General features: G+C 61.2%; 25 protein-coding genes. 13 read left to right on the top strand and 12 right to left on the bottom strand.

Annotated features, from left to right (window positions below):
• Nucleotides 1-159 precede the first annotated feature (159 nt).
• The 3 genes from CFII68_RS05995 to CFII68_RS05985 all read left to right on the top strand — a co-directional run bounded on the left by CFII68_RS05995 (nt 160) and on the right by CFII68_RS05985 (nt 3,863).
• A complete protein-coding gene (locus CFII68_RS05995) occupies nt 160-1,335 on the top strand; it encodes a Gfo/Idh/MocA family protein (RefSeq protein ID WP_033062829.1) in 1,176 nt (391 codons plus the stop codon).
• Nucleotides 1,332-2,411, top strand: a complete 1,080-nt coding sequence (locus CFII68_RS05990) for a sugar phosphate isomerase/epimerase (protein WP_018611604.1) — start codon at nt 1,332-1,334, stop codon at nt 2,409-2,411. The genes CFII68_RS05995 and CFII68_RS05990 overlap by 4 nt, the downstream gene beginning before the upstream one ends.
• A gap of 219 nt (nt 2,412-2,630) precedes the next feature.
• Nucleotides 2,631-3,863, top strand: a complete 1,233-nt coding sequence (locus tag CFII68_RS05985; RefSeq protein ID WP_033062831.1) for a nucleoside permease — start codon at nt 2,631-2,633, stop codon at nt 3,861-3,863.
• An 18-nt stretch (nt 3,864-3,881) separates the two neighbouring features.
• Here the strand turns inward: CFII68_RS05985 and CFII68_RS05980 are convergent, their stop codons facing one another.
• The gene (locus CFII68_RS05980) at nt 3,882-4,538 is read right to left on the bottom strand and encodes a polysaccharide lyase family 7 protein (RefSeq protein ID WP_018611606.1); all 657 of its coding nucleotides are present in this window, start codon (nt 4,536-4,538) and stop codon (nt 3,882-3,884) included.
• 246 nt (nt 4,539-4,784) lie between these two features.
• Here CFII68_RS05980 and CFII68_RS05975 point away from each other — a divergent pair, with 246 nt between their 5' ends.
• A complete protein-coding gene (locus CFII68_RS05975) occupies nt 4,785-5,120 on the top strand; it encodes a hypothetical protein (RefSeq protein WP_018611607.1) in 336 nt (111 codons plus the stop codon).
• A gap of 166 nt (nt 5,121-5,286) precedes the next feature.
• On the opposite strand, the gene CFII68_RS05970 is transcribed toward CFII68_RS05975, so the two are convergent.
• From CFII68_RS05970 to CFII68_RS05955, 4 genes are all read right to left on the bottom strand, one after another.
• Nucleotides 5,287-7,050, bottom strand: a complete 1,764-nt coding sequence (locus CFII68_RS05970; protein WP_018611608.1) for an L-lactate permease — start codon at nt 7,048-7,050, stop codon at nt 5,287-5,289.
• 253 nt (nt 7,051-7,303) lie between these two features.
• Nucleotides 7,304-7,552 (bottom strand): DUF6124 family protein, encoded by a 249-nt coding sequence (locus CFII68_RS05965; protein WP_018611609.1) that lies wholly within the window; start codon nt 7,550-7,552, stop codon nt 7,304-7,306.
• Nucleotides 7,553-8,094: 542 nt separating this feature from the next.
• Nucleotides 8,095-8,475 (bottom strand): RidA family protein, encoded by a 381-nt coding sequence (locus CFII68_RS05960; protein WP_018611610.1) that lies wholly within the window; start codon nt 8,473-8,475, stop codon nt 8,095-8,097.
• Between the two features lie 133 nt (nt 8,476-8,608).
• Nucleotides 8,609-9,412 carry an MBL fold metallo-hydrolase gene (locus CFII68_RS05955; protein ID WP_018611611.1) on the bottom strand — a complete coding sequence of 268 codons (804 nt, stop codon included), beginning with the start codon at nt 9,410-9,412 and terminating at the stop codon, nt 8,609-8,611.
• 91 nt (nt 9,413-9,503) lie between these two features.
• Here CFII68_RS05955 and CFII68_RS05950 point away from each other — a divergent pair, with 91 nt between their 5' ends.
• Entirely contained in the window at nt 9,504-10,472 is a 969-nt protein-coding gene (locus CFII68_RS05950; RefSeq protein WP_033062834.1) for a GlxA family transcriptional regulator, read from the top strand.
• A gap of 6 nt (nt 10,473-10,478) precedes the next feature.
• Here the strand turns inward: CFII68_RS05950 and kefC are convergent, their stop codons facing one another.
• From kefC to CFII68_RS05930, 4 genes are all read right to left on the bottom strand, one after another.
• Nucleotides 10,479-12,305 (bottom strand): glutathione-regulated potassium-efflux system protein KefC, encoded by a 1,827-nt coding sequence (gene kefC / locus CFII68_RS05945; RefSeq protein WP_018611613.1) that lies wholly within the window; start codon nt 12,303-12,305, stop codon nt 10,479-10,481.
• Between the two features lies 1 nt (nt 12,306).
• Complete coding sequence (gene kefF, locus CFII68_RS05940) at nt 12,307-12,828, bottom strand: glutathione-regulated potassium-efflux system oxidoreductase KefF (RefSeq protein ID WP_018611614.1); 522 nt, start codon at nt 12,826-12,828, stop codon at nt 12,307-12,309.
• Nucleotides 12,829-13,004: 176 nt separating this feature from the next.
• On the bottom strand, nt 13,005-14,351 hold the full coding sequence (locus CFII68_RS05935) for a cell wall metabolism sensor histidine kinase WalK (RefSeq protein WP_018611615.1): 1,347 nt from the start codon (nt 14,349-14,351) through the stop codon (nt 13,005-13,007).
• Nucleotides 14,348-15,058 carry a response regulator gene (locus CFII68_RS05930; protein ID WP_024617406.1) on the bottom strand — a complete coding sequence of 237 codons (711 nt, stop codon included), beginning with the start codon at nt 15,056-15,058 and terminating at the stop codon, nt 14,348-14,350. The genes CFII68_RS05935 and CFII68_RS05930 overlap by 4 nt, the downstream gene beginning before the upstream one ends.
• Before the next feature lie 379 nt (nt 15,059-15,437).
• On the opposite strand from CFII68_RS05930, the gene CFII68_RS05925 reads away from it, so the two are divergent.
• From CFII68_RS05925 to CFII68_RS05910, 4 genes are all read left to right on the top strand, one after another.
• Nucleotides 15,438-16,226 carry a VacJ family lipoprotein gene (locus CFII68_RS05925; protein ID WP_018611617.1) on the top strand — a complete coding sequence of 263 codons (789 nt, stop codon included), beginning with the start codon at nt 15,438-15,440 and terminating at the stop codon, nt 16,224-16,226.
• The gene (locus tag CFII68_RS05920) at nt 16,219-16,455 is read left to right on the top strand and encodes a hypothetical protein (protein WP_018611618.1); all 237 of its coding nucleotides are present in this window, start codon (nt 16,219-16,221) and stop codon (nt 16,453-16,455) included. The genes CFII68_RS05925 and CFII68_RS05920 overlap by 8 nt, the downstream gene beginning before the upstream one ends.
• Nucleotides 16,456-16,609: 154 nt before the next feature.
• Nucleotides 16,610-17,911 (top strand): Nramp family divalent metal transporter, encoded by a 1,302-nt coding sequence (locus CFII68_RS05915; protein ID WP_018611619.1) that lies wholly within the window; start codon nt 16,610-16,612, stop codon nt 17,909-17,911.
• A gap of 69 nt (nt 17,912-17,980) precedes the next feature.
• Nucleotides 17,981-18,460 carry a VOC family protein gene (locus tag CFII68_RS05910; protein WP_018611620.1) on the top strand — a complete coding sequence of 160 codons (480 nt, stop codon included), beginning with the start codon at nt 17,981-17,983 and terminating at the stop codon, nt 18,458-18,460.
• A gap of 218 nt (nt 18,461-18,678) precedes the next feature.
• On the opposite strand, the gene CFII68_RS05905 is transcribed toward CFII68_RS05910, so the two are convergent.
• Nucleotides 18,679-19,080, bottom strand: a complete 402-nt coding sequence (locus CFII68_RS05905) for a RidA family protein (protein WP_018611621.1) — start codon at nt 19,078-19,080, stop codon at nt 18,679-18,681.
• Between the two features lie 132 nt (nt 19,081-19,212).
• On the opposite strand from CFII68_RS05905, the gene CFII68_RS05900 reads away from it, so the two are divergent.
• The 4 genes from CFII68_RS05900 (at nt 19,213) to CFII68_RS05885 (ending at nt 22,009) form a co-directional block, all read left to right on the top strand.
• The gene (locus CFII68_RS05900; protein WP_018611622.1) at nt 19,213-20,142 is read left to right on the top strand and encodes a LysR family transcriptional regulator; all 930 of its coding nucleotides are present in this window, start codon (nt 19,213-19,215) and stop codon (nt 20,140-20,142) included.
• A complete protein-coding gene (locus CFII68_RS05895; RefSeq protein WP_018611623.1) occupies nt 20,139-20,876 on the top strand; it encodes a CPBP family intramembrane glutamic endopeptidase in 738 nt (245 codons plus the stop codon). The genes CFII68_RS05900 and CFII68_RS05895 overlap by 4 nt, the downstream gene beginning before the upstream one ends.
• A gap of 97 nt (nt 20,877-20,973) precedes the next feature.
• Nucleotides 20,974-21,378, top strand: a complete 405-nt coding sequence (locus CFII68_RS05890) for a hypothetical protein (RefSeq protein ID WP_018611624.1) — start codon at nt 20,974-20,976, stop codon at nt 21,376-21,378.
• A 238-nt stretch (nt 21,379-21,616) separates the two neighbouring features.
• The gene (locus tag CFII68_RS05885) at nt 21,617-22,009 is read left to right on the top strand and encodes a GFA family protein (RefSeq protein WP_018611626.1); all 393 of its coding nucleotides are present in this window, start codon (nt 21,617-21,619) and stop codon (nt 22,007-22,009) included.
• Nucleotides 22,010-22,014: 5 nt separating this feature from the next.
• Here CFII68_RS05885 and CFII68_RS05880 read toward each other — a convergent pair whose 3' ends face one another.
• On the bottom strand, nt 22,015-23,463 hold the full coding sequence (locus CFII68_RS05880) for an aldehyde dehydrogenase family protein (protein WP_018611629.1): 1,449 nt from the start codon (nt 23,461-23,463) through the stop codon (nt 22,015-22,017).
• A gap of 204 nt (nt 23,464-23,667) precedes the next feature.
• Nucleotides 23,668-24,591, bottom strand: a 924-nt coding sequence (locus tag CFII68_RS05875; RefSeq protein ID WP_018611630.1) for an FAD-binding oxidoreductase, incomplete at its 5' end; no start/stop codon positions are given.

The following is a 24,591-nucleotide window of genomic DNA, read 5'->3' on the forward strand; positions in this document are numbered from 1 at the left end:
CAGGGGGCAGGGGCTACGGTTGGGGAGCTTACCGCAGGTTGGGCGCCTCACAAATGTTCATGCATGGCCTCATCGGGTTTGACACGCAGGAAAACTGAGCCTAGATTTCTGCCATGATGTAACCGGTTACATCATCATCCTGACAGGAAGAGAATCGCGATGAATCCTGTAGCACCGAAAATAAGAATGGGCTTCGTCGGCGGTGGAGAGGGCGCCTTCATCGGCCAGGCCCATCGTCAGGCCGCGGGTCTGGACGGCGGTTTCGAACTGGTCTGCGGCGCCTTCAGCCGCGACCCGCACAACACTCGGCAGACCGGCGCGGCCCTGGGCCTGGCCGGGTCCCGTTGCTACCACGACTGGCAGCAGATGCTCGACACCGAAGCGCTGCTGCCACTGGATCAGCGCATGGAGCTGCTGGTGATCGTCACGCCCAATCATCTTCATGCACCCATTGCCAGCCAGGCCTTGAAAGCCGGGTTCCATGTGTTCAGCGAGAAACCCGCCGCACTGGACCTCAAGGAGTTGCTGGCCCTCAGGGAGGTGCTGCAAGGCAGCCGTTGCCTCTACGGCCTGGCCCACACCTACCTGGGCTATCCCATGGTGTGGCAGGCCCGGGACATGGTGCGCTCGGGCGTGATCGGCCAGGTGCGCAAAGTACTGGTCGAGTACCCCCAAGGCTGGCTCAGCCAGGATGTCGCCGCCCAGGGCAATAAACAGGCCGAATGGCGCGACGACCCCGGCCAGTCGGGGTTGGGCGGTTGCATCGGCGACATTGGCACCCACGCGTTTTCCCTGGCCGAGTTCGTCGCGGACCAGCCTATCCAACAGCTATGCGCCGCCTTGGGTACGCACATCCCGGGCCGGCAATTGGATGACGACGCCGCGATGCTGTTCAAGATGGCGAGCGGTGCCAGCGGCGCGTTGATCGCAAGCCAGGTCTGCACCGGCGAAGAGAACCCGCTGAAGATTCGCGTCTACGGTGACAAGGGCGCCCTGGAGTGGCGCCAGGAAGAACCGGCGAGCCTGATCCATCGCGCCTTTGACCAACCCCTGCGGATCCTGCGCAGTGGTGTCGGCCAGCCGTGGCTGTGCGCGGCGGCGACCCGGCGCATGCGCCTGCCGGCTGGGCATCCCGAAGGCTACCTGGAGGCCATGGCCAACCTCTACGGCGATTTCGCCCAGGCCATTCGCAGCCATGTCGAAGGCCCTGACGCCCCAGGCGTGCCCGGCATCGAGACCGGCTTGCGGGGCATGGCATTCATCGAGGCCGTCCTCCTCAACCACCGTGGCGACGCGAAGTGGACCACCGTGCAAACCGGAGCATCCTTGCTGTGAATACCCTCGACACATCACCGAGCGGCCTGCGCGGCCCAGGCATTTTCCTGGCGCAGTTCATGTCCGCCGAAGCACCGTTCGACACCCTGGCCAATATTGCCCAATGGGCGGCGTCGCAAGGCTACAAAGCCATTCAACTGCCAACGTCGGGCACGCAGTACATCGACCTGGCCAGGGCCGCTGAGAGCCAGGATTATTGCGATGAACTCAAGGCCACCTGTGCCCAGGCTGGTGTCGAGATCAGCGAGTTATCGACGCACCTGCAAGGCCAGTTGGTGGCGGTGCACCCGGCGTTCGACGCGCTGTTCGACGACTTCGCCCCGGCCCATCTGCGCGGCCAGCCCCAGGCGCGGACCGAATGGGCGATCGAGCAACTCAAGCTGGCCGCCCGCGCCAGCCAACGGTTGGGCCTCAAGGCCCATGCAACGTTTTCCGGCGCGCTGCTGTGGCCGTATCTCTATCCCTGGCCGCAGCGCCCGGCGGGCCTGGTGGAGCAAGGTTTCGCCGAACTGGCCCGGCGTTGGTTGCCGATTCTCGACTGCTTCGATGCAGCGGGTGTGGACCTGTGCTACGAAATCCACCCCGGCGAAGACCTCCACGATGGGGCCTCGTTCGAACAGTTCCTGGAGGCGGTCGATCATCACCCACGGGCGGCGATTCTCTACGACCCCAGCCATCTGCTGCTGCAACAGATGGACTACCTGGGCTTCATCGACCGCTACCACGCGCGCATTCGCATGTTTCACGTCAAGGACGCCGAGTTCCGCCCCGATGCCCGTTCCGGGGTGTACGGCGGCTACCAGGGCTGGGTCGATCGCCCCGGGCGGTTCCGTTCGTTGGGCGATGGCCAGATCGATTTCAAATCGATCTTCAGCAAGCTGACCCAATACGATTTCAGCGGTTGGGCGGTTTTGGAATGGGAGTGCTGCCTGAAGGATTCGCAACAGGGAGCGGCAGAAGGGGCGGCGTTCATCCAGCGGCACATGATCAGCAAGACTGGCAAGGCGTTCGATGACTTCGCCAGTGTCACGGCGGATGAGGATTCCAATCGGCGGTTGTTGGGCCTGTTGAGGTAGCCGGCTCAACCCAAAAACCTGTGGCCAAAACCCAATGGCCAGGAAACCCATTGTGGGAGCAAGGCTTGCCCGCGATGAACGAAAACGCGGTTCAAGGGTTAGACCGCGGCGTGGCCATCGCGGGCAAGCCTTGCTCCCACAGTGGAGGTAAATCCCTTTGCAACAAAAGCGATGTGTTTTTTCTTTCTTCACAAGAACAACAATAAAACGGTGACTGTCATGACCACGATGAACGCACGCCTCAGCGTGATGATGTTCCTGCAATTCTTTATCTGGGGTGGCTGGTTCGTCACCCTGGGGACTTTTCTCTCCAGCACGCTGGGCGCCAGCGGCGGGCAGATCGGCATGGCGTTTTCCACGCAATCGTGGGGGGCGATCATTGCGCCGTTTGTCGTTGGCCTGATCGCCGACCGCTACTTCAATGCCGAACGGATCCTGGCAGTGTTGCACCTGCTCGGCGCGGTGTTGCTGTATCAGCTGTATTCGGCGGCGGATTTCAGCGTGTTCTACCCGTACGTGCTGGCGTACATGGTGGTCTACATGCCGACGCTGGCCCTGGTCAATTCCGTGGCGTTCCGGCAAATGCGCGACCCGGCGCTGGAGTTCTCGCGCATCCGGGTGTGGGGCACCATTGGCTGGATCGTCGCCGGCGTGGTGATCAGTTTTGTGTTCGCCTGGGATTCGCGCGAAGCGATCTCGGCAGGCGGTTTGCGCAATACCTTCCTGATGGCGGCCATCGCGTCCCTGGTCCTGGGGCTCTACAGCTTTACGCTGCCGGCCACGGCACCGCTCAAGGAGCAGGCCGGCACAGGTGGTGTAAGGCAACTGCTGGGGCTGGACGCGTTGGGTCTGTTGAAGGATCGCAGCTACCTGGTGTTCTTCATCGCCTCGATCCTGATCTGCATTCCCTTGGCGTTCTATTACCAGAATGCCAACCCGTTCCTGGCCGAAACCGGGATGACCAACCCCACGGCGAAGATGGCCATCGGGCAGGTGTCCGAAGTGTTGTTCATGCTGCTGTTGCCGCTGTTCATCCAGCGCTTCGGCATCAAGCTGGCGCTGTTGGTGGGCATGTTGGCGTGGGCGCTGCGCTATGTGTTGTTCGCCTACGGCAATAACGGCGACCTGGCGTTCATGCTGTTCACCGGCATTGCCTTGCACGGTATCTGCTACGACTTCTTTTTTGTCTCGGGGCAGATCTACACCGACGCCAAGGCACCGGAACGCTTTCGCAGCTCGGCCCAGGGCCTGATTACCCTGGCGACCTACGGTGTGGGCATGCTGATCGGCTTCTGGGTGGCGGGGCAGGTGACCGATCACTTTGTCGTGGCCGGCGGTCATGACTGGCAGAGCATCTGGCTGTTCCCGGCCGGATTCGCGCTGCTGGTGTTGGTCTGCTTCCTGTTTACCTTCCGTGGCCAGCAGGCGCTTGTTGCGCCGTCAAAGGCCTGAAGCAGGGCTGGGCGTCAGTCATTTGTGACTGACGCTCAGTTTGGTGTAGGTCACTTTCCCGCCTTCATTGGAATAGCCTTTGTTGTCCAAGGTGTAGACGCCGGCCTTGAAATAGAAATCGTAGCCTTGCCAGGACTTGTCCAGCTTCACCTGTTTGCCACCGTTGCCGATCAGCACCGAGAGCTGGCCTTGCTTGTCCATTTGCAGCGTGTACGAGAAGGATTTGTTCAACGGTACCTTGGGCACGGTGTAGATCACCGGGCTCTTCTTGTCCTTGGGCTTGACTCGATATTCCACGTCGATATTGCCGATACCCTTTTCGTAGCGGTACACCAGTTTCAACAAGGGCGTCGGCGCATCCTTGGCGTGAATCTGCGCCACCACCACGCGGCCTTCGGAAGGCACCTGGTTCACCGACAGCTCGCCCTTGAGGGTGTTGGTGCCGCTGTTGTAGCGCCAGTTGCGCAGCTTGCCGTCTTTGCCGGTTTCCCGCAGTTCCGAGCGCGGGTACTCGCTTTTACCGGTATGGGAGCCGGTGACCGGCGCCCAGAAGACGATCCGCTGGCCGTTGTTGTCGAAATACTTGTTTTTCAGGGTCGGCATGGCTTTGGTCGCCACGACCTGCGCCGGCGTTTGCACGGGCAGGGTAATGTTCCAGACAGTCAGGTCAATCATGATAAAACCCTCCAACGGGACCGGCCGTTACCTATCGGCCGTCAAGGCAAGAACTGCCTTCCGTGGCGCAGTTTTCATGTTATCGACGAGGGCCTGCTTCGCTGGAGATGCAACTGACGGATGGCTCTGCGATGAGCCTTCCAGGCACTGAATTGGGCGGATTATCGTGTGTCAATTTGTTGCTGATCGGTTAGAGTACGTGCCGCCCGAGAGACGGATCCCGGGCGTTTTCTCATGGAGTATTCAATGAACCACATCAGCAAAGTTGTCGCCTGCGCACTGTTCGGCCTGGCCCTGGCGGGTTGCACCGGTACCGCGATGAAAACCCAGCAATACGACAGCAGCCAATACACCGTTGTCGGCCACAGTGAAGCCAAGGCCACCGGCCTGCTGCTGTTCGGCCTGATCCCGATCCGCCAGAACAACCGTTTCGTGCGTGCCCAGACCGCAGCGATCAAGGCCAAGGGCGGCGACGCCATGATCAACACCCAAGTCCAGGAAAACTGGTTCTGGGCCTGGGTCCTGACCGGCTACACCACCTCGGTGTCCGGTGATGTGGTCAAGCTGAAAAGCGTTCAGTAAACGTGCTTTCATGGTAGGTGCGCCAATCTGTTTTGAAGGCGTTCACCTGTGGCGAGGGAGCTTGCTCCCGCTGGGGCGCGCAGCGGCCCCGTTTTTTGCGGTCGCTGCGCAACCGAGCGGGAGCAAGCTCCCTCGCCACAAAAGCACATCCTCACGTCCCTATCTATCAATGTCCGCCGACGACCATATGCGTGAACGGCGCCACATACGCCTGCAACGTCACCAGCCCGCCCACCAGAATCGCCAGCACCACCGAGTGGAAAAACACGTAGCGCAGGATCTCGCCTTCGTGACCGTACCAACGGGTCGCGGTGGAGGCGACCACGATCGATTGGGCGTCGACCATCTTGCCCATGACCCCGCCGGAACTGTTGGCCGCCGCCATCAGCACAGGGCTGAGCCCCAACTGCTCCGCTGTCACCCGTTGCAAGCCGCCGAACAGCACGTTGGAGGCCGTGTCCGAGCCGGTCAGCGCCACGCCGAGCCAGCCCAGCAGGGTGCCGAACATGGGGTAGAAAATGCCCGTGGCGGCGAAGGCCAGGCCCATGGTCGCGTCCAGGCCTGAGTAGCGCGTGAGAAACCCCAGGGCCAACATCGCCACGATGGTGATCAGCGAGTAGCGCACCACCCAGAGCGTTCGCAGGTAGTGATGCAGCAGTTGCGGGATGGAATAGCCCATCAGCAAGCCACCGAGAATCGCCGCCAGGAAGATGCCGCTGCCGGTGGCGGTGAACCAGTTGAACTTGTAGACCGCTTCTTCGGTTTTAGGCTGGGGCACCACGGGCGGGACTTTTTCGATCTGCTGGTGGATGGTCCCGAAGGTCAGCAAGGGCGAGAAGATCGGGTTGGCCTCGCGCATCGGTTTGCCCTGGGGGTCGAGCTTGGCCGATTGGGTCTGCGGGTCGATGGCCGGGCGGGTGTCGAAAATGTTCTTGAAGCCCTGGGTGCCCCAGGCGAACACGAATACCGTGAGGATGATCCATGGCATCCAGGCCCGTAGCACGGCGGGGCGGTTGTCGCTGGCGAAAGCGCCGCTTGCGACCGGTTGCTGTTGCTCGCTCGCTTCGATTTTCGAGTCATCGTGCCGGCCCGACAGCGCCGCCGAAGTGTGCACCGTGGCCGGCTTCCAGACTTTGAGGAACCCGGCGAGGCAAGCCATGGAGATCAGCGCGGCAATCACGTCCACCAGCATTGGCCCATGGTAGTTCGACACCAGGAACTGCGGGATGGCGAAGCTGACACCGGCCACCAGGATGGCCGGCCAGACCTCCAGCATCTTGCGCCACCCGGCGAAGGCCCAGATCAACCAGAACGGCACCAGCACCGAAAAAAACGGCAACTGCCGCCCGACCATCATCGACAGCTCCATCTCATCCAGCCCGGTGACTTTGGCCAGGGTGATGATGGGCGTGCCCAGGGCACCGAACGCCACGGGCGCGGTGTTGGCGATCAGCGCCAGGCCCGAGGCGGCCAGGGGCGAAAACCCGAGCCCGATCAGGATCGCGCCGGTCACCGCCACTGGCGTGCCGAAGCCCGCCGCGCCTTCGAAGAACGCACCGAAGCAAAAGGCGATCAGCAGCAATTGCAGGCGTCGGTCATCGGTGATGCGCGCGAGGGAGTCCTGCAGGACCTTGAATGAGCCGTTCTCGGTGGTCAGCCGGTGCAGGAAAATGATGTTGAGGACAATCCAGCCAATGGGCAGCAACCCGTTGGCGGCGCCATAAAGCGCCGCAGACCCGGCCATGCCGGCGGGCATGCCGAAGGCGAAAATCGCAATGAGCAACGCCGAGGCCAGGGCATACAGCGCCGCCAGATGCGCCTTGACATGAAAGAACGCGAGGGACGCCAGCATCACCACCACCGGAACCGCCGCCAGGAGCGTCGACAGCACCGTATTACCGAAGGGATCGTAGACTTGTTGCCAGACCATGTTCCACCTCTGCTTTTTATTGTTGGAAGTGCAGGCCCCGGGGGGATTGGCAAAGAAGTATAGGCGGGGATTGGGGGAGCGGATTGTCCAGGGAATAGCCAGGCATACTCCAGTCGATCGTCCCCACGCTCCGCGTGGGAATGCCGCCAGGGACGCTCCGCGTTCTGCTTCTGGGATGTGACGCAGAGCGTCACGGGATGCATTCCCACGCAGAGCGTGGGAACGATCAAATACAGGCCTTTTGTGATGAGGGCTAGCGTGCTTCGACGTTATCCAGCGCGCGGTTCGCCAGCAATGCGCCCAGCTCGATCAGTTGCTGGATACCCAGGATAATGTGGCGCCTGGGACCTTCCTGGTCGAACGCCAGGTCACTGACCATGGCATTGGCCGAGGCCAGGGTTTCGCTGAGGTTGGCGAGCAGGGTTTCGGTGTCGACGCCATGGGCGACGGTGAAGAGCTGGCCTGGATCGGTGTCCGGTGGGTTGGGTGTTGGTTTGAACATGGTTGAATCTCCAAATCGAAAAATGGAGCCATCACTCTCGCTACCAAACGAAGGGTGGCGGCCATACGCGGGTTGGTAGACCGGTGACTTGGAGAACCGGCGCGTCCGAAGACGCCCTGCGCATGACCGCCATAAAACAGTTCCGAAATGGACTGTATGACAAGGGCTATGCGACAAGTCAAAAGCCGGGCTACCAAACCCGATCGCTGATTCAATCAGCGACCCGGAAACGATAGAGCCCTGGCCCAAGGCGCACAAGCCGGCGGATTCTGGCGCAGTTGTAGGCAACGGCGCAAGACAACGTAGCCCGATCCCGAATGCTCCTACATCTGGATTAACAAGGTCCCCTGCTGGGCTGGAGCCTGGGTTAACCACTATCTGTGGCGAGGGGATTTATCCCCGCTGGGCTGAAGCAGCCCCAAAAAAGGCAGGTAGTGATCAAGCTGACACACCGAGTTGGCAGACATTGGGACTGCTGCGCAGTCCAGCGGGGATAAATCCCCTCGCCACAAAGGAGTCGTACCTGTTGGAGCTTGGTCAGTTCAACCCTTCGCCGCCATCGCCGTCACTTCCACCTTCATCCCTTCAACCGCCAGCGCGGCCACGCCCACGGCGGCGCGAACCGGCCAAGGCTTGGCGAAGAAACGTTTGTAGACCTCGTTGAAAGCGGCGCGGTCAGCCATGTCGGTCAGGTAGATGGTCAGGTGCAGGACCCGGTCCATGGAACTGCCGGCGCCTTCCAGGGCGCTCTTTAGGGCTTGCAGCGTGCATTCGCTCTGCAGCGTGATGTCACCCAGTTCCAGGCTGCCGTCGGCGTGGGTGGGGATTTGCGTGGAAACCAGCAGGCCGCCGAAACCGGCGACGTCGGAGGAAATGGAGTCCTCATCCGAATCTGGAATAAACGTGATATCTGGGTTGCTCATGCAAAGCCTCATGCTGGAAAAGAAAAAGGACCGCCGCAGTTTACCGTCCATTGCTGCGGCGTTCCTGCATTCCTTTGGGAGCGCGCTTGCTCACGATGGCGTCAGGCAGCCAGGGCTTGCCCTGGCTCGGGCGTCATACTCGGGCTGGCCGAGGAATGCTCGCCCGAAAGACCAACGTCTCGCCATCCTCCGGTATCAACAACCGGTCTGCGACACCGGCCTTCACGGCGGCTGCGGCCAGGGCCTTGCGGGTCGTCGGGCAGTGGCTGATCGCTTCCAGGTGATTGGCCACCACGGTCCCGCGAGATAAGCGAGTGAATTCCAGTGTCTCGTCGATGCCCATGATGATGTCGCCGCCGATATCGAACCGTGCCCCGCCTGCCGGAACCACGCTGACCTGTGGCTGGTGTCGCAAGACGAATTCGCACACGGTGGGGGTGAGCACGGTATCGCCGGTGAGGTAGACGCTCGGTTCGCCGGGCAGCTCGATCAGGTAGCCGACGCCGTGCTCCATCAACTTGCCCACCAGGCCCAGCCCGTGGGTGCACCGGACGGTGCGAATAGTGCCGCCCAGGAATGGGGTGGGTTGGTCATGGGCCTGGGCGAGCGCCTGGACATTCAAGCCACGCTTGTTGAGATAGGGCGCGTCATGGGGCGTGCAGATGACCGGGATCTGTTTTTCCCTCAGCCAGCGCTTGGCCGCGCGGTCCAGATGGTCGAAATGGCCTTTCTGGCAGTGGGTGATCAAGCAATGGGTGACGGTCTCGAGGGCCTGCGCTGTCGAGGCCGGAAGCGCCACCAGCGGATTGCGTTGCGTGGCACCAAACAGGCGAAGCGGCGGCAGCGTGCCCTGGCCAGCCAGCATCGGGTCGACGAGCACGCGATACGGGCCGAGTTCAAGAATGATCGTGGCGTTACGGATCTGCTGGATGTTCATGGGGCGTTCCTGTTGAGCGAGCGCTTCATGGTGCCGACTCGGTCCGGTGTGCATAATGGCCGGATCTGACATCTTTGATTCGTTTCAGGCCATGACCAACAAACTTCGCATCGGTTTGCTCCTGTTTCCCGGCTGCATGCCCGCCGGCCTGTTCGCGTTCGCCGATCTGCTGCATGCCGCCAACCGCAGAGGAGGGCGGGCGCTGTTCGAGGCCCGCTACATCGCGTTGCAGGCCGGGCCGGTGGTGTGTGCCCATGGCGTGACCCTGCAGGCGGAAGCGGCGTTGGGCAGCGCCGGGCTGGACGCCGTCCTGGTTCCCGGTTTCTGGGCCGAGTCGGCCGAGCAGGTGAATGCGCTGCTGGCTGAACAGACAACCCTCGTGAGCGCGCTGTCCAAGCATGCCCGATCGCTTCAGCTCTGGTCCTATTGCACCGGTGTCTGCCTGCTGGCCGCCGCCGGCCGATTGGACGGGCAGGGCGCGACGGTGACCTGGTGGCTGGCGCAGGCGATGCAGCAGCAGTATCGAAACGTCCATTGGCAAAGCGAGCAGAACTGCGTGTTCAACGAGCGCACGGCGACCGCGTCTGGGGTGAACGGCTACCTGCCCATCGCCGAAAAACTCATCGAACGCAGCGTCAGCAGCGACGTACTGCGCGATATCACGCGACTCATGGTGCTGCCGCGCCCGGCCATTCCCCATGCGGCGTTCCAGGGCACCGCCCTGATCGAGCAACCCAGCGGATGGTTGCGGCAGTTGCATGGGTTGATCGAACAGATGCCGGCCGAGCGGGTCACTGTGCAGGCACTGGCCAGCCAGTTGGCGGTGTCCGAGCGCACCCTGGCGCGCAAGGTCAGCCGTGAAACGGGTCAGACTGTCGCGGCCTACGCCCGGCGCATCAAGTTGAACCAAGTCAGCGAACGCCTGACGTTGACGGCGCAGCCCCTCGCCAGCATCGGTGCCGAGCTGGGTTTCAGCAGCAGCTCCAATTTGCAACGGATGTTCAAGGCGCTGACCGGGCTGACGCCGGTGGCGTACCGGCGCAAATTCGGGCGTGTGTGACGCCGGTCAACCGGTCGTCTTTTCCGTTTCGTTGCGATGGTGTTCCTGCCAGTTGTCGACGGGGCGGGCACGGTCTTCGTTGAACATGTCCGTGAGCAGCGCATTGGCGCGCCGGTAGGCATCGTGGCGGAACTTGAGGTCATCTTCCGGCTGGGCGACGATTTCCTCCAGCATCTTGAGATTCAGCCGTCGGAACTGGTCTGCCCGCTCGCGCGCTTCGTAAGCCCCCACGCCCATGTGCTCCAGCGCACTGCGACCCAATGACAGCGCACTCTCGAAGGTTTCCCGCTCAGCCGCCTCCACGCCCATCTGCCGAAGGGTGATGAGGTGTCCCATGTCCCGCGCCCGCACGATCAACTGCAACGCGGGAAAGTGCTCCTGGGCCAGCCGGGTCAGCGTCAGGTTGTCTTCCCGATCGTCGATCGCATTGATCAGCACCACCGCTTGGGCCGCGCCGGCTGCATGCAACAAGTCGAGGCGCGTGGCATCGCCATAAAAGACTTTCACGCCGAATTTACGCAGCGTCTCGATGTTGTCAGGGTCGTGATCCAATACCACCACCTCGACGCCGCAAGACATCAACAGACGTCCGGCGATCTGCCCGAAACGCCCGAACCCGGCGATGATCACCCGTGGGTTCTGCTGATCGACGAGGTCGGATTCGCGTTTGTTTTTCTTGGCGACGGACTCGAACCGATCCAGCAACACGATCAGCAAAGGCGTCAGGCACATGGACAAGGCCACCGCCAGGGTCAGGCTCTTGCCCCATTGATCGGTCAAGATGCCGGCCACGGTCGCCGCACCAAACACCACGAAGGCGAACTCGCTGCCCTGGCCCAGCAACACCGCCTGCCAGGAGCGCTGGCCGGCGGGGACGTTGAGGAACCGGCCCGCCATCTTGATCACCAGCAGCTTGATCAGGATGAAACCCAGGGTCAGGGTGACGACTTTCAGCGGTGCGTTGATCAGGGTGCCGAAATCGATCGACATGCCGACACCGATGAAGAACAGACCCAACAGCAGGCCTTTGAACGGTTCAATGTCGCTTTCCAGCGCATGGCGGTATTCAGAGCTGGCGAGCAGCACCCCGGCGAGGAACGCGCCCATGGCCATCGACAAACCGGCCTCTTCCAGCAGAAAGCCGAAGCCGAACACCAGGAAAAGTGCGACGGCACTGAAAATCTCGCGCAAGCCTGAGCGTGCCGCGAAGCGCAGCAGCGGTCGCGTCACGTAGCGCCCCAACAGCACGACGATGGCGATGGCGGCGACGATTTTGCCAATCGATAGCAACAGCGCGGTGCCCGAAGGCGTGTCGCCGTGGGACGACAACAACGGAATCATCGCCACCAGCGGAATCGCCGCGATGTCCTGGAACAGCAACACGGCAAAGCTGCTGCGGCCGACGGCGGTGGCGGTCAGGTTGCGTTCGCTCATGGCCTGCATGGCGATGGCCGTGGAGGACAGGCTCAGGGTCAGGCCGACCAGCAGCGCTGCCGTCCAGTTCAGGCCAAGGGCCGTGCAGAACAAGCCAATGGCAGCGCCACAGGCGAGCATCTGCAGGGCGCCACCACCGAACACCATCTTGCGCAGGGCCCAGAGCCGTTTGGGGTCGAGTTCAAGGCCGATGATGAACAGCATCAGCACCACGCCGATTTCAGCGAATTCCAGAATGGCCTTCACATCGGTAATCAGCTTCAGCCCCCACGGGCCGATGATGCACCCAGCCAGCAGATAACCCAGCACCGGGCCCAGGCCAAACCGAACGGCAATCGGTACGATCAGCGTCGCCGAGGCCAGGTAGATCAGCATTTCAATCAGGCTGTGCGTCTCCATTTCAATCTTCCTTCCAGGCGGCCAGACGAGCGCCATAGTGTTTGATTTGTGCGTGTTGGGCCTCAGGGTCGGCGGCATAGGCGCCATGCACGACCACCGGCTCCAGCCAGCGCATGCCGCAGTAAATGGCCGTGGCGTGGAGAGGTTGGGCCAGCGCCGCAAAATCGGGGTAGTCGGCGATCGCAAAATGCGCCTGATCGCCGCCCGTGGTGACGGCCCACAGCAGGCGCTTGTCCTTGAGGGCTGTGGCACCTTTACCGTAGGCCCAGCCGTGGGTGAACACCTTATCGATCCACAATTTCAGCAGGGGCGGTGTGCTGTACCAGTACATCGGGTGCTGGAGGACGACAAGTTCTGCTTGTTCCACCGCTCGCTGTTCCGCCTCGACGTCGATATCGAAGTTGGGGTAAAGCGCGTAGAGCGAACGTATGACCACGTCCGGGTTGTTCGACACTCGCTTGAGCATCTGCTGGTTGACCCGCGATTTGTCGGGGTAGGGGTGTGCATAAATGATAAGAATCATCGGTGAATTCCTTGGTTTGGCTCCGTCGATTCTTGTTTTTCGTGAGCGCGAGCGGTGGCTTGGAGCGGGGCGATACAAACAAGAGCGCCTTCCTGGGGCAGGGTCCAGGTCGCAAAGGCCGGACATCCTACCGAGGAAGGCGCTGATTGTTTAGAGCTGATCGATACATCGAGGCTTCAGTCAAGCGGCAGCGAGACCCTGGCCTCCAACCCGCCACCCCGTCGATTCCTCAGGGTCAGCGTCCCGCCATGCTCCAGCACCGTCGCCCGGGCCGCCGACAGGCCCAGCCCAACGCCTCCAGTGTGCTTGTTGCGCGAGCCTTCGATGCGAAAGAACGGCGTGAAGACCTGCTCAAGGTGTTGGGCGGCGATGCCGGGTCCGCGGTCCAGAATGCAAATGTCCACACGATTGGCGTCGGCCTCGAGTCGAACCGTCGGTGCGCCGCCATATTTGATTGCGTTGTCGATCAGGTTGACCAAGGCGCGCTTGATGCCGATGGGGCGGCCGACATACACGAAGCGTTGGGCACCTTCAAACGCGACCTCGGTACCGGCGTCCTTGAGGTCATCGACGATGGTGTGCAGCAACTCGGCCAGGTCGAACGCGGTGGCATGTTCCAGCCGGGCATCGTCGCGGAAGAATTCCAGGGCTGAATTGACCATCGCCTGCATCTCGTCCACGTCCCGGAACAAGCGCGATTGTTGTTCGGCATCCTCGATGAACTCCCCGCGCAAGCGCATGCGGGTCAACGGCGCGCGCAAGTCATGGGAGATGGCGGCGAGCATCTGCGTGCGGTCCTGTAGAAAATGCTTGAGCTGGGCCTGCATGGCATTGAAAGCGAGGATCGCCTGGCGGATTTCATGGGGGCCGATGACCGGAATCGGTGGCGCCTGGTGGTCGACGCCGAAGCGCCGGGCGCCTTCGGCAAAACGTTCCAGCGGGGCGGCCAGGTGCCGGGTGGCGATCAGCGCGACGATCAACGTCGAGAGCAGGATCAGGGCGATGATGATCCCGTTGCGCGCCCATTCCTCCAGCCCCCAACTGCGCGAGGGCACAGAGAAGATCACCCACGAATGGTCGGCTAACTCGATGATCACCGCGTAGCGTGCGTCGGGTTGATCGGCCGGCCAGTCGCCCGGTTCGTAGGCTTCGATCCTGGCGTCCGTCCGGCCCAATTGCTGGCGCAGCAACACCGAGCCCTCACTGAACTCCGGGTCGTCGATCACTGGCAACCGCGCCTCTTCACGTCGCTGCAACCATTGTGCGTTGAATGCCTGGTCGCTGGCGGCCTTGGCAATCGCGGGGCGTTGTTCGGGGGCGACGGAGTCAATGATGCGGGTGATGGCGGTGGCCTTTTCCATCAGGCCGGTTTCCATCAGGGGAGGGCGCGCCCAGGCACCGGCCAGCAGGCTGAACAGCTCATTGAGGGCCAACAAGGTCAGCATGGCGATCATGGTGGTCAGGGCGATCCAGCGCGCTACGGTGTCCCGTGGGCGCTGAGCGCGCGAGCGCGAGGGTTTCATCGCTTCACCACGTGGGGGCTGAACAGGTAGCCGCTGTTGCGCACGGTACGGATCATCGACGTACCCGTGATGTCGGTCTCCAACTTGCGCCGCAGGCGGCTGACCTGGACATCGATGCTGCGGTCAAATGCCTCGAAGGTTTCACCGCGCGCCAGGTCCAGCAACTGCTGGCGGGTCAGCACCCGGCGCGAGTGTTCGGCGAACACCAGCAGCAATTCGAACTCTCCGGCGGACAGCGGGATCATGACTTTGTCCGGTGAGCGCAGTTCGCGACGGGTGACGTCCAGTTGCCAGTTCTCGAACTCCAGGATCGGTCGGGAGGAGTCCTTCAGCGTGTCCCTGGCTTCACCGGTGCGCCGCAGCACGGCACGCACCCGGGCCAACAGCTCCCGGGCGTCGAACGGCTTGGTCAGGTAATCGTCCGCCCCCAGCTCCAGGCCGACGACGCGGTCACTCAATTCGCCCATGGCGGTGAGCATGATGATGCCGACCGTGTGTTCGGCTCGCAGCCGTTGGCAGAGCACCAGGCCGTTGTCGCCCGGCAGCATGACGTCGAGGATGATCAGGTCCGGCACCCGCCGCTGTACCGCCTGCCACAACGCGTTGCCGTCGGCGGCCACATCCACGCTGTAGCCATGTTGTTCGAGGAACTTGCGCAAGAGGGCGAGGACTTCGAGGTCATCGTCCACCAGTAGTAAATGGCTCACGGTGGGCACGCAGGGTAATGAATACAGGGGGAATACTAGGGTCAATCCAGGGCCTGCGTCATATATTTCAATCCGGCAATAAAGTTGCGCTCGGGCAATATTCTGGAAATCTGCGGGCAAAAAAACGGCGGCAGGATGGCCCTCGATGTCAGTCAGTTAAAAACGAGTCAGCCCTGCACAAAACCTGTGGCGAGGGGATTTCTGTGGGAGCAAAGCTTGCTCGCGAAACAGGCGCCTCGATATTTGAAAGTCCGCGTCGCCTGCATCGCGGGCAAGCCTTGCTCCCACAGTAAGCGTCCTCCTCTTCACAAGAGCTGTGTCCGGCACCGTTTCTTTAGCTGATCGGTATCGCCTCCATTCCTCGCCGAGATCACCCTGTATGCCGATCACCCAGCCCGCTCTGTTGTTTGTTCGATCCACCGTCGTGGTAGTACTGGCGGCACTCGCCAGCGGTTGCTCCAGCACACCGGCAGCAACGCCGGGGTCGTGTGAAAGCGCGACCTATACCGTTCATGATCCCGCAGAACCGGTCAACCGCGGCATCTTCGCCTTCAACCGAACCGTGGATGACTACGCGCTGGCCCCCATTGCCCGTGGTTACCTCAAGCTGCCGGAGATGTTCCAGGCCGGCGTCCACAACTTCGTGGCGAACTTCGGCGAGCCCAAGGTGTTCATCAACGACCTGCTGCAAGGCAACGCACAACGCTCGGTCAACACACTGGGGCGGTTCGTCATCAACACCACCGCGGGCATCGTCGGGTTGATCGACGTGTCGGGCAAGCTGGGCATCGAGCGTCACGAGGCCGATTTCGGCCAGACCTTCGGCGTCTGGAATGTCGCCCCCGGGCCCATCGTGGAACTGCCACTGCTGGGCAGCGCCAACCTGCGGGACGCGACGGGCAAAGTGCTGAGTTTTGCCGTCGATCCGTTCGGCGACAACAGCAGCACCGTCGACACCCTGGGTACGATCAACACCGTCGGCGGCGTTGTCGATGGCCGCGCCGAGGCATTGCCACTGACCGACCAGTTGCAGACCCAAGCGGATTACTACGCGGCGCTACGCGATGCAACGGCGCAGCAGCGTGCCGATTTTGTCGCGCAAGGGAAGTTGGGGGCGGTGGTGCAGGAAGGCCCGCAATGCCAGGACGGAGCCGCTGCTGATGAGTAGCGAGGTGTTGGTCCTGCATCGGCGAATGCGCGCGCTCGATCCGGATGTGCTGCATTGCCGTGAGGTTGAACTGCGCTTGGCCGAGGATGGCCGCCACGTGCTGCTCAACCGTTATGTCGAGTTGTATCGCCATGAACAGGTCAGTTGGTGCGCCATCCAGCAGCATCGGGTGCCGTTGGCGCGGATGGTGCGCTGGCTGGTCGATAACGGCGAGCAGGTGAGGGATTAGTGGCAATTTGCTCCTGAATACAGCGGTATCTCGGGAGCGGATAGCCTTGAAACATTTTTACATAATTGCGCATTAATTATGGTTGTACGACGTCGTATCTAATATGTTCGACTGTGGCCGTTTCTCACAAAAAAAATAAACGGAGATTCCATCCATGACGAGCACTCCTTCCGCTGAAGGCCAGGCTGCGGCGTCCACGCAAGGCCGTTTCGTACGCCTGCTCAAGCTTCTCGGTCCTGGCATCATCGCGGTCCTTTCCTGGCTGGGTGCCGGCGACTTGATCACCTCATCCGTGGCCGGCGCGAATTATGGCTACGCGATGATGTGGGTGCTGGCGGTCTCTCTGCTGCTGCGCTACCTGATCGTCAACATCATCGCGCGCTTCCAGCTCTGCAATAACCAGGGCATGACCATCCTGCAAGGTTATGCCCAGCTCAATCCGTTTTTCGCCTGGTTCCTGCTGGTGTATGCGTTGCTCATGGGGCACCTGATGAACGCCTACATGATCAAGGGGGCTGGCGAAGCCCTGGCCATGTTGCTCAAGGTCGACTATCCACTGCTGTGTTCGGTGGCAGTGGTGTTGGCGGTGTGGATGCTCGTCGGGCGCAATATCTATTCGATGATCGAAGGCGTGATGAAAGGGCTGCTGGCGATCATGACGCTGGCGTTCCTGGCCCTGGCGGTGATGTCCGGCCCGGATGTCGCCGGCATCGTCAGAGGCACCATCGGCTTCAGTATCCCGCCCGATGAAGGTGTGCACGGCGCGTTGCTGGTGGCCGTCTCGGTGATCGGTGCGGTAGCCGGTTCCATCGCCAACTTCGTTCATCCGTATGTCATGCGCCAGAAGGGCTGGGTGGGGCCAGAACACAAGCGTATCCAGCGTAACGACCTGCTGTTTGCGGTGTTTGTCGGGATCATCATCAACCTGGCCATCTGGATCGTCGGTGCGGAAATCCTGCGACCCAACGGTATCGAGGTCAAAACCCTGGGCGATTTGGGCAAGGCCCTGGAAATATTCTTCGGTTCGATCGGTTGGTACGTGTTCTTCATCGGTGTGTTTGCCACGCTGTTCGCCAGCATCTCCGGCAAGACCACGGCGTTCCCGATGCTCATCACCGACGCCTTCCAGCATGTACGGCCCGGGCGCCGGGAGCGTTACGGCAAAGAGTTCCACCGTGACCCGATGCACAAATGGTTCATGCTGTTCATCCTCGTGACGCCACTGATCTGGTCGCTCCCCGGCATGCCGGACTTCGTCACGCTGACCATCGGCGTCAATGCGCTGAACATCATCGGCTTGCCGGTGATTTCCCTCGGCCTGCTGATCATGTCCAACCAGAAGTCCCTGCTGGGCAAGGAATACCGCAACAACCTGTTCGAAAACATCGCACTGATGTTTGCCACAGGCCTGGCGTTGTGGGTTGCGTTCCAGTTGGGGGTTGATCTGTTTACCTGAGGGCCGGCCATCTGCAACGTTCGGGGGGACTGCTAGACTTTATCGTCCAGTCCCTTTCGGAGAACCGGAATGAACAATAAAAACAGGATCTGCCTCTGGTACGACGGCAACGCCCAGGCAGCGGCAGAATTCTACGCAAAAACCTTTCCCGACAGTGCGGTGAACGCCCTTTATCATGCCCCGAGCGATTATCCGTCGGGCAAGGAGGGCGATGTGATTACGGTGGATTTCACGGTGATCGGCATCCCTTGCATCGGCCTCAACGGCGGGCCGGTGTTCAAGCACAACGAGGCTTTTTCATTCCAGATAGCAACCGATGACCAGGCTGAAACGGACCGCTTGTGGAACGCGATCATCGACAACGACGGCCAGGCGAGCGCCTGCGGCTGGTGCAAGGACAAGTGGGGCTTGTCATGGCAGATCAGCCCTCGTGTGTTGCTTGAAGCGATCGCCAGTCCCGACAAAGCCGCCGCCAAGCGTGCCTTCGAGGCCATGATGACAATGACCAAGATCGACATTGCCGCGATTGAAGCGGCGGTGAAAGGCTAGCCGGCGAATCATCACCATCATTTTCTTGTGGGAGCGGGCTTGCTCGCGAAGGCGGTGGGTCAGTCAACCTCAATGCTGATTGATCCGACGCCTTCGCGAGCAAGCCCGCTCCCACAGTTGTTTTGTGGTGTCTTCGATTGCTCGGCCTGTCCACATCCCCTTGTGGGAGCGAGCCTGCTCGCGATGACGGCGGCACAGCCAACACCATGCAAGCTGACCTACAGGGTGGCCTCAGGCACCCTGGCAATCACCTTGATCTCGAACTGAAACCCATACAGCCACGTCACGCCCACCGCCGTCAGCGTCGGATGCGGTGCGTTGCCCCAGAACTCGGGCACGACGCTCCAGACCCGTTCGAAGATCGATTCGGGATCGACCATGAACACCGTGACGTCCACCACATCGTCAAAGCTGCAACCGGCCGCGGCGAGTATCGCCTTCAGGTTGTTGAATGCCAGCCGAACCTGAGCTTCCAGGTCGGGCTCCGGCGAACCGTTTTCGGTGCTACCAACCTGTCCCGAGACGAACAGAAAACCATTGGATCGAATCGCCGGCGAATAGCGATTGCGCTCATAAAGTGCCTGGCGTCCGGGCGGGAAAACCACATCGCGCTGTGTCATCAATACCTCCATCAAAGAGTGGGTTCCAAACGATGAACTCACTCTAGGGGCTTGTGTCCAGGCGATAAACGAGCAACCTTGGCGATCACTGTTTGTAAAATCCAAACAATCGGATCGATACCCGAGGCACAAATGGATCGTTTTGATGCGATGCAAGCGTTCGTTCGAGTCGTGGAGGCGGGCAGCTTCACCAAGGCGGCTGAAACCCTGCACATGAGCAAGACCACCGTGACCCAACTGGTGCAGCAGCTCGAAGCACGGTTGCGGGTCAAACTGCTCAACCGCACCACGCGCAAGGTCAACGTCACCGCCGACGGCGCGGCTTATTACGAGCGGGTGATCCGGCTGCTGGCCGACATGGACGATGCCGAGACCAGCGTGTCCGGCGCCCAGGCGTTACCTCGTGGGCGCCTGCGGGTGGACGTGCCGAGTCCGCTGGCGACAATGATCCTGATACCGGCCTTGCCGGCGTTCTACGCGCGATACCCGGACATCCAGATCGACATGGGCGTCAGTGATCGCATCGTCGACATGCTCGATGAAAACGTCGATTGCGTGGTGCGCGGCGGTGAGTTGAGGGATCAGTCGCTGGTCGCCCGACGCGTCGGCGATCTTGCCCTCGGCGTTTTCGCCGCGCCGAGTTACCTGGCACGGTTTGGCCTGCCCGCGCACCCGCACGAACTGGAGGATTCGCACCATCGCACCGTGGGTTTCCTGTGGGCACGCACCGGCAAATCCTTGCCCTACGCCATGCGCCGTGACGGTGAGCTGCTTCACGTCAAAGGACGCTACGCACTGGCCATCGACGACGGCAACGCCTACCTCGCGGCCGGTTTGGCAGGGTTGGGCGTGCTCTGGCTGCCCAGGTACATGTCCAGGCCTCATGAAGCGCAGGGCGGGTTGGTGCCGCTGTTCGAAGACTGGCACCTCGAGCCGATGCCGCTGTATGTGGCCTATCCCCCGAACCGGCACATCAGCGCCAAGTTGCGGGTGTTTATCGATTGGGTCGTGGAACTGATGGCGCAACATGCGCCGGTTGACGCCAAGGGAAGAGCGCGATGATCGCCGAAGGACTCGTTGTTCTGCTGGACTACACCCTGTATCTGCTGCCGGGCCTGGCGCTCTTCGGCCTCTGGTTCGCGTTGACGCCCAAGACCCAGACAGCGTTGCGTATCGTGATTGTGCTATTGGCATTCGTGTTGATGCGCGACGCGATGACGCCCTTGGGCATGTGGTCCCTGAACGGCGATCTGCAGATTGGTTTTCTGGCCAACCCGTTCGTGCTGGTGATGTTGGGTGTTTCGTCGCTGCTGTTGGTCGCGTTGAGCGCGCGCCTGTTGCCGGACTTGTGGCAACTGGTCGTTCTATTCAAAGGCAATCGACTGGCGGGCCTGGTCTTGGGCATCGCCGTGGGGTGCCTGATCGGTTTGCCGCTGCGGCTTTATCAAGGGGCTGAAACGGCGATTCCGGGTTATGGGGCCTGGCTGCTCGGCATGGCGGTGCTGGCCTATGGCGCCAACGCGCTGGAAGAGGTGCTGTTTCGTGGCTTCTTGCAGGGCTACCTCGAACTGCACGTCAGCGCCCTGCGAGCAGCGCTGATCAGTGCCGTGGCGTTTTCGGCGCTGCATGCTTTTCTCGCCTTGAGCGTTACCCAACTCGGTTGGACGGTTTTGCTTTTTACGCTGATTGAAGGCCTGGCTTGCGGGCTCGTTCGCATGCGCTACGGCGTCGTGGCATCGACCGCTACCCATGGGACGGCGATATTGCTGATTGCGGTGCCGATGGTGGGACACTAGCGTTGCGCTTGAGCGCTTGACCTCTTTCACCTACTCACTTAGTTTGCCGCCGTCATTGGAAGGCAGCGGATTTTTTTGCGCTGCGAGAGGAGTATGCATGGACGCGTTGATGATGGAGCTAAAGAAGGTTTTCGAGAGCTTGATTGGTGAAATTTATCTTGGCTTGCTGTTGGTAAGCTTGTTGGTGATTTTAATTGCCATGAAAGTAAAACCCTCTAAAGTCGCTTCGTTGTTTGTATGGGGCTTTAGTATTCCGCTTACCTTTTTTTGTTATGTTGTTTGGATTTATGCAAGTGGACCTGAAAGCTGGAACTGGGTGATATTCCTTTTTGAATTGCTGGCGCTTTCGCAAATCGGCTGGTTAGGCGGGGCATTGGTGCTTGTCGGGGTGTTGATCAAAGCAAATGCTTTGAAGAAAGTTGGGGTGTGGCTGTCCATTGGCTCGGTTGCTTTTCATGGTCTTTTTCTAATTCTTATGTACATCTCTGGATCTGGCTCTTAAAGGTCTCGTGGTGTGATTTGTCTTGGATGTCTGGGTTTTTATGGGCTGTTTGTGCTTTCGCCGGCTTGGACTTATTTGTTATCCAGACCGGGTGTTTATTCGATTATTAAATAAGAAGTGGCTTGAAAATGGAGAGGCGATCTCCCGGTGGTCGTGTAGCTGCTATGTTCATAACCACTGATAACGGCCCTCTGCGAGGGCACTTGGACGGTTTAAATGTTTGTGGAGGAGACTCACCATGGACCGATTCACCGGCGGATGCCTGTGCGGCAACGTTCGTATCCAAGCCTCAGGCCGTCCGTATCGCGTAGGCCTCTGCCACTGCCTCGACTGTCGCAAGCATCACGGCGCGCTCTTCTACGCTGCCGCCGTGTTTCCCCAGGATGCCGTGACGATCGAAGGTGAAACACGGGACTACGCCGGACGCTTTTTCTGTCCCCGCTGCGGTTCGTCGCTGTTCGCCCGCTCGGGTGACGAAATAGAAGTGCACTTGGGCACGCTGGACGCCCCCGATCAACTGATGCCCACCTACGAAAGCTGGACCGTGCGCCGTGAGGCCTGGCTGCCGGCGTTTTCGTTCACCCGACAATACGAACATGATCGCGAGGGGAAGGGGCGGTTCGAGGAGTAGGGCGGTCATTCAAACCCCACAATCGCCTTGATCTCCAGATACTCCTCAAACCCGTGAACCCCATACTCACGGCCATTGCCCGAACGCTTGTAGCCACCGAACGGTGCCATTGGGTTCCACGCCGGGTAGTTCAACAGCACTTGCCCTGCGCGGATACGCGACGCAACGGCGCGCGCAAGCTCAAGGTCCTGGCCCTGGACATGCGCGCCCAGCCCATAGACGGTGTCGTTGGCGATGGCGACGGCTTCATCCACCGTGTCATAGGCAATGATGCACAGCACCGGGCCGAAGATTTCTTCCTGGGCGATGCGCATGGCGCTGTCGACTTGCGAGAAAACCGTGGGGCGGGTGTAGAAGCCTTGTTCAAAACCCTCCGGGCGCCCTGGGCCACCGCAGACAAGCTTGGCCCCTTCATTCATGCCCACTTCGATCATGGCTTGCACGCGATTGAACTGGGCCTCGTTGGCGATGGGGCCGAGGATCGTTTCTTCCGATTGTGGAACACCGACGATGATCGCGTTGGCGGTGGCGGCGGCCAACGCCTCGACTTCCGCCAGGCGATTCCTTGGCACGATCATTCGGGTCGGTGCGCTGCACGATTGGCCGACGTTGCGAAATGCCGACATCACGCCCGGCGGCACGGCCTTGGCGAAGTCGGCGTCGGGCAACAGTACATTCGGGGACTTGCCGCCCAACTCTTGGGTAACGCGCTTGACCGTAGGGGCGGCCGCCTGGGCCACCAGTGCGCCGGCGCGGTTCGAGCCGGTGATGGAGATCAGGTCGATGTCGGGATGCGCCGCCATGGCCGCGCCGACCTCGGCACCGCTGCCGTTCACCAGGTTGAAGACGCCGGCAGGCAGGCCTGCGTCATGCACCAATTGCGCGAAGAGAAGGGCGCTCAGGGGCGACAGTTCGCTGGGTTTCAACACCACCGTGCAACCGGCGGCAATCGCTGGGGCGACTTTGGCGGTGATTTGGTACAGCGGCCAGTTCCACGGCGTAATGAGGCCGCAGACGCCGATGGGTTGGCGTTGAATGGCCGTGCCATGCTCAATTTTCTGGAAGGTGTAAGTGGACAGCACATCGCGGGCCACCCGAACGTGTTCGGCGGCCAGCGGCACTTGCATGGCCCGTGCGAAGCCGATGGCCGCGCCCATTTCCAGCGAGAGCGCCTGGGCCAGTTCTTCTTTGCGTTCAAGGATCAGCGCGTGGATCTTTCCCAGGATCGCCACGCGTGCTTCCACCGGGGTCGCCGACCAGTCGGGAAATGCTGCGCGAGCCGCCGCGACGGCGCAGTCAACGTCCTCGCCGGACCCGCGGGCGACCTCGGCAATGACTTGCTCGGTAGCGGGATTGACCACGGGCAGCGTGGCCGGGTATGCCGGAGACTGCCAGTCACCATTGATATAAAACTGCTGGGACGTGGGCGGGGTGTTCAAAAAGGGGGTGGTCATCCAACGGGCTCCCATAGAGCGGTGATAGCACTGCCGGCGACAGATCCTGAGGCCGTTTTCTTCTCGATAAACTAACAAAGCGGCCGGGATGGGATATGCCGTTCTCAAGCCTGGCAAAGAAGAATCTGCTGTATCTGCCGGGCTAACTTGGCAAAAAAAATGGCGGCGCCCGTTTAGGGCAAAAAGGGCGTCCAGTCGCTTGTGTCATATGAGTCTGCCGGTGCCAGGCGTGCTCATCCGGGGCATTGTCAGGGCGGTCGGTTCGGTAAACCTGCGAATATCAAAAGGGCTGATCAGCGTGCGAGTGCTGCCGGTGCTGATCAGCTCGGCCATGACGTCGCCGACGCCCGGGCCGAGCTGGAAGCCATGCCCGCAGAACCCAAAGGCATAGAACAACCCCTTGACCTTGCCGCTTGGCCCCATGATCGGCAGCGAGTCTGGCGTATAGCTTTCGATGCCGCTCCACACCCGGATAATGTTGAGGTTCGCCACCCCGGGCAGCAGGCGGCTCATCTGCTGCATCTGGTTGAGCAGGCTCTCGGGCTTGAAGTAGGCGCGACGGTTGATCATGTCCGGTTTGCAGCGGTTGCCGCCGCCGATGATGAGGTTGCCTCGGGGGATCTGCCGGAAATAAATCACCTCTTCCTTTATCTTGGTGAACACGCCGATCACGGTCGGCAAGGCATAGGGCACCGGCTCGGTGACCGACATCTGTGGGCCATTGGCTTCCAACGGCACCGCTTCGTCGAATTGTTCGGCCAGCTTCGCCCCCCACGCGCCCGCCGTGATCAGCAGTTGCTCAGCGATGAATAGCTGGCCGTCGGTGGTGGTCACGTGGAATTGGTCATTCACCTTTTGTACCGCGGCGACTTCCGTTCGCTCGCGGATGCTGGCCCCGGCCCGTGTCGCCGCGCGGGCAAATGCCGGGGCTGCCAGGCGCGGGTTGGCGTGGCCGTCGTGAGGGGCGTACGAGCCGCCCTTGACCTGCGCGCCGAGGAACGGGAAGCGCGCGTGCAACGCCTTGCCGGTGATGATCTGCAAGTCCAGCTCACGGGCTTCGGGGGCGGCGGCGTAGGCTTCAAGCTCGGCGATTTCGTCCTCGCGATAACAGACGCGCATATGGCCGCT

This window comes from Pseudomonas sp. CFII68 (assembly GCF_000416195.1).
GTDB classification, from domain to species: Bacteria; Pseudomonadota; Gammaproteobacteria; order Pseudomonadales; family Pseudomonadaceae; genus Aquipseudomonas; species Aquipseudomonas kilonensis.

Excerpts from the sequence above, each read along its gene's own strand:
- CFII68_RS05880 (WP_018611629.1), bottom strand. The coding sequence starts at position 23,463 with ATGACCACCCCCTTTTTGAACACCCCGCCCACGTCCCAGCAGTTTTAT.
- CFII68_RS05895 (WP_018611623.1), top strand. The coding sequence starts at position 20,139 with ATGATCGCCGAAGGACTCGTTGTTCTGCTGGACTACACCCTGTATCTG.
- CFII68_RS05980 (WP_018611606.1), bottom strand. The coding sequence starts at position 4,538 with ATGATTGACCTGACTGTCTGGAACATTACCCTGCCCGTGCAAACGCCG.
- CFII68_RS05955 (WP_018611611.1), bottom strand. The coding sequence starts at position 9,412 with ATGAACATCCAGCAGATCCGTAACGCCACGATCATTCTTGAACTCGGC.
- CFII68_RS05920 (WP_018611618.1), top strand. The coding sequence starts at position 16,219 with ATGAGTAGCGAGGTGTTGGTCCTGCATCGGCGAATGCGCGCGCTCGAT.
- kefF (WP_018611614.1), bottom strand. The coding sequence starts at position 12,828 with ATGATTCTTATCATTTATGCACACCCCTACCCCGACAAATCGCGGGTC.
- CFII68_RS05995 (WP_033062829.1), top strand. The coding sequence starts at position 160 with ATGAATCCTGTAGCACCGAAAATAAGAATGGGCTTCGTCGGCGGTGGA.
- CFII68_RS05925 (WP_018611617.1), top strand. The coding sequence starts at position 15,438 with ATGCCGATCACCCAGCCCGCTCTGTTGTTTGTTCGATCCACCGTCGTG.
- CFII68_RS05915 (WP_018611619.1), top strand. The coding sequence starts at position 16,610 with ATGACGAGCACTCCTTCCGCTGAAGGCCAGGCTGCGGCGTCCACGCAA.
- CFII68_RS05905 (WP_018611621.1), bottom strand. The coding sequence starts at position 19,080 with ATGACACAGCGCGATGTGGTTTTCCCGCCCGGACGCCAGGCACTTTAT.
- CFII68_RS05935 (WP_018611615.1), bottom strand. The coding sequence starts at position 14,351 with ATGAAACCCTCGCGCTCGCGCGCTCAGCGCCCACGGGACACCGTAGCG.
- CFII68_RS05970 (WP_018611608.1), bottom strand. The coding sequence starts at position 7,050 with ATGGTCTGGCAACAAGTCTACGATCCCTTCGGTAATACGGTGCTGTCG.
- CFII68_RS05985 (WP_033062831.1), top strand. The coding sequence starts at position 2,631 with ATGACCACGATGAACGCACGCCTCAGCGTGATGATGTTCCTGCAATTC.
- CFII68_RS05885 (WP_018611626.1), top strand. The coding sequence starts at position 21,617 with ATGGACCGATTCACCGGCGGATGCCTGTGCGGCAACGTTCGTATCCAA.
- CFII68_RS05975 (WP_018611607.1), top strand. The coding sequence starts at position 4,785 with ATGAACCACATCAGCAAAGTTGTCGCCTGCGCACTGTTCGGCCTGGCC.
- CFII68_RS05965 (WP_018611609.1), bottom strand. The coding sequence starts at position 7,552 with ATGTTCAAACCAACACCCAACCCACCGGACACCGATCCAGGCCAGCTC.
- CFII68_RS05960 (WP_018611610.1), bottom strand. The coding sequence starts at position 8,475 with ATGAGCAACCCAGATATCACGTTTATTCCAGATTCGGATGAGGACTCC.
- kefC (WP_018611613.1), bottom strand. The coding sequence starts at position 12,305 with ATGGAGACGCACAGCCTGATTGAAATGCTGATCTACCTGGCCTCGGCG.
- CFII68_RS05910 (WP_018611620.1), top strand. The coding sequence starts at position 17,981 with ATGAACAATAAAAACAGGATCTGCCTCTGGTACGACGGCAACGCCCAG.
- CFII68_RS05900 (WP_018611622.1), top strand. The coding sequence starts at position 19,213 with ATGGATCGTTTTGATGCGATGCAAGCGTTCGTTCGAGTCGTGGAGGCG.
- CFII68_RS05890 (WP_018611624.1), top strand. The coding sequence starts at position 20,974 with ATGGACGCGTTGATGATGGAGCTAAAGAAGGTTTTCGAGAGCTTGATT.
- CFII68_RS05950 (WP_033062834.1), top strand. The coding sequence starts at position 9,504 with ATGACCAACAAACTTCGCATCGGTTTGCTCCTGTTTCCCGGCTGCATG.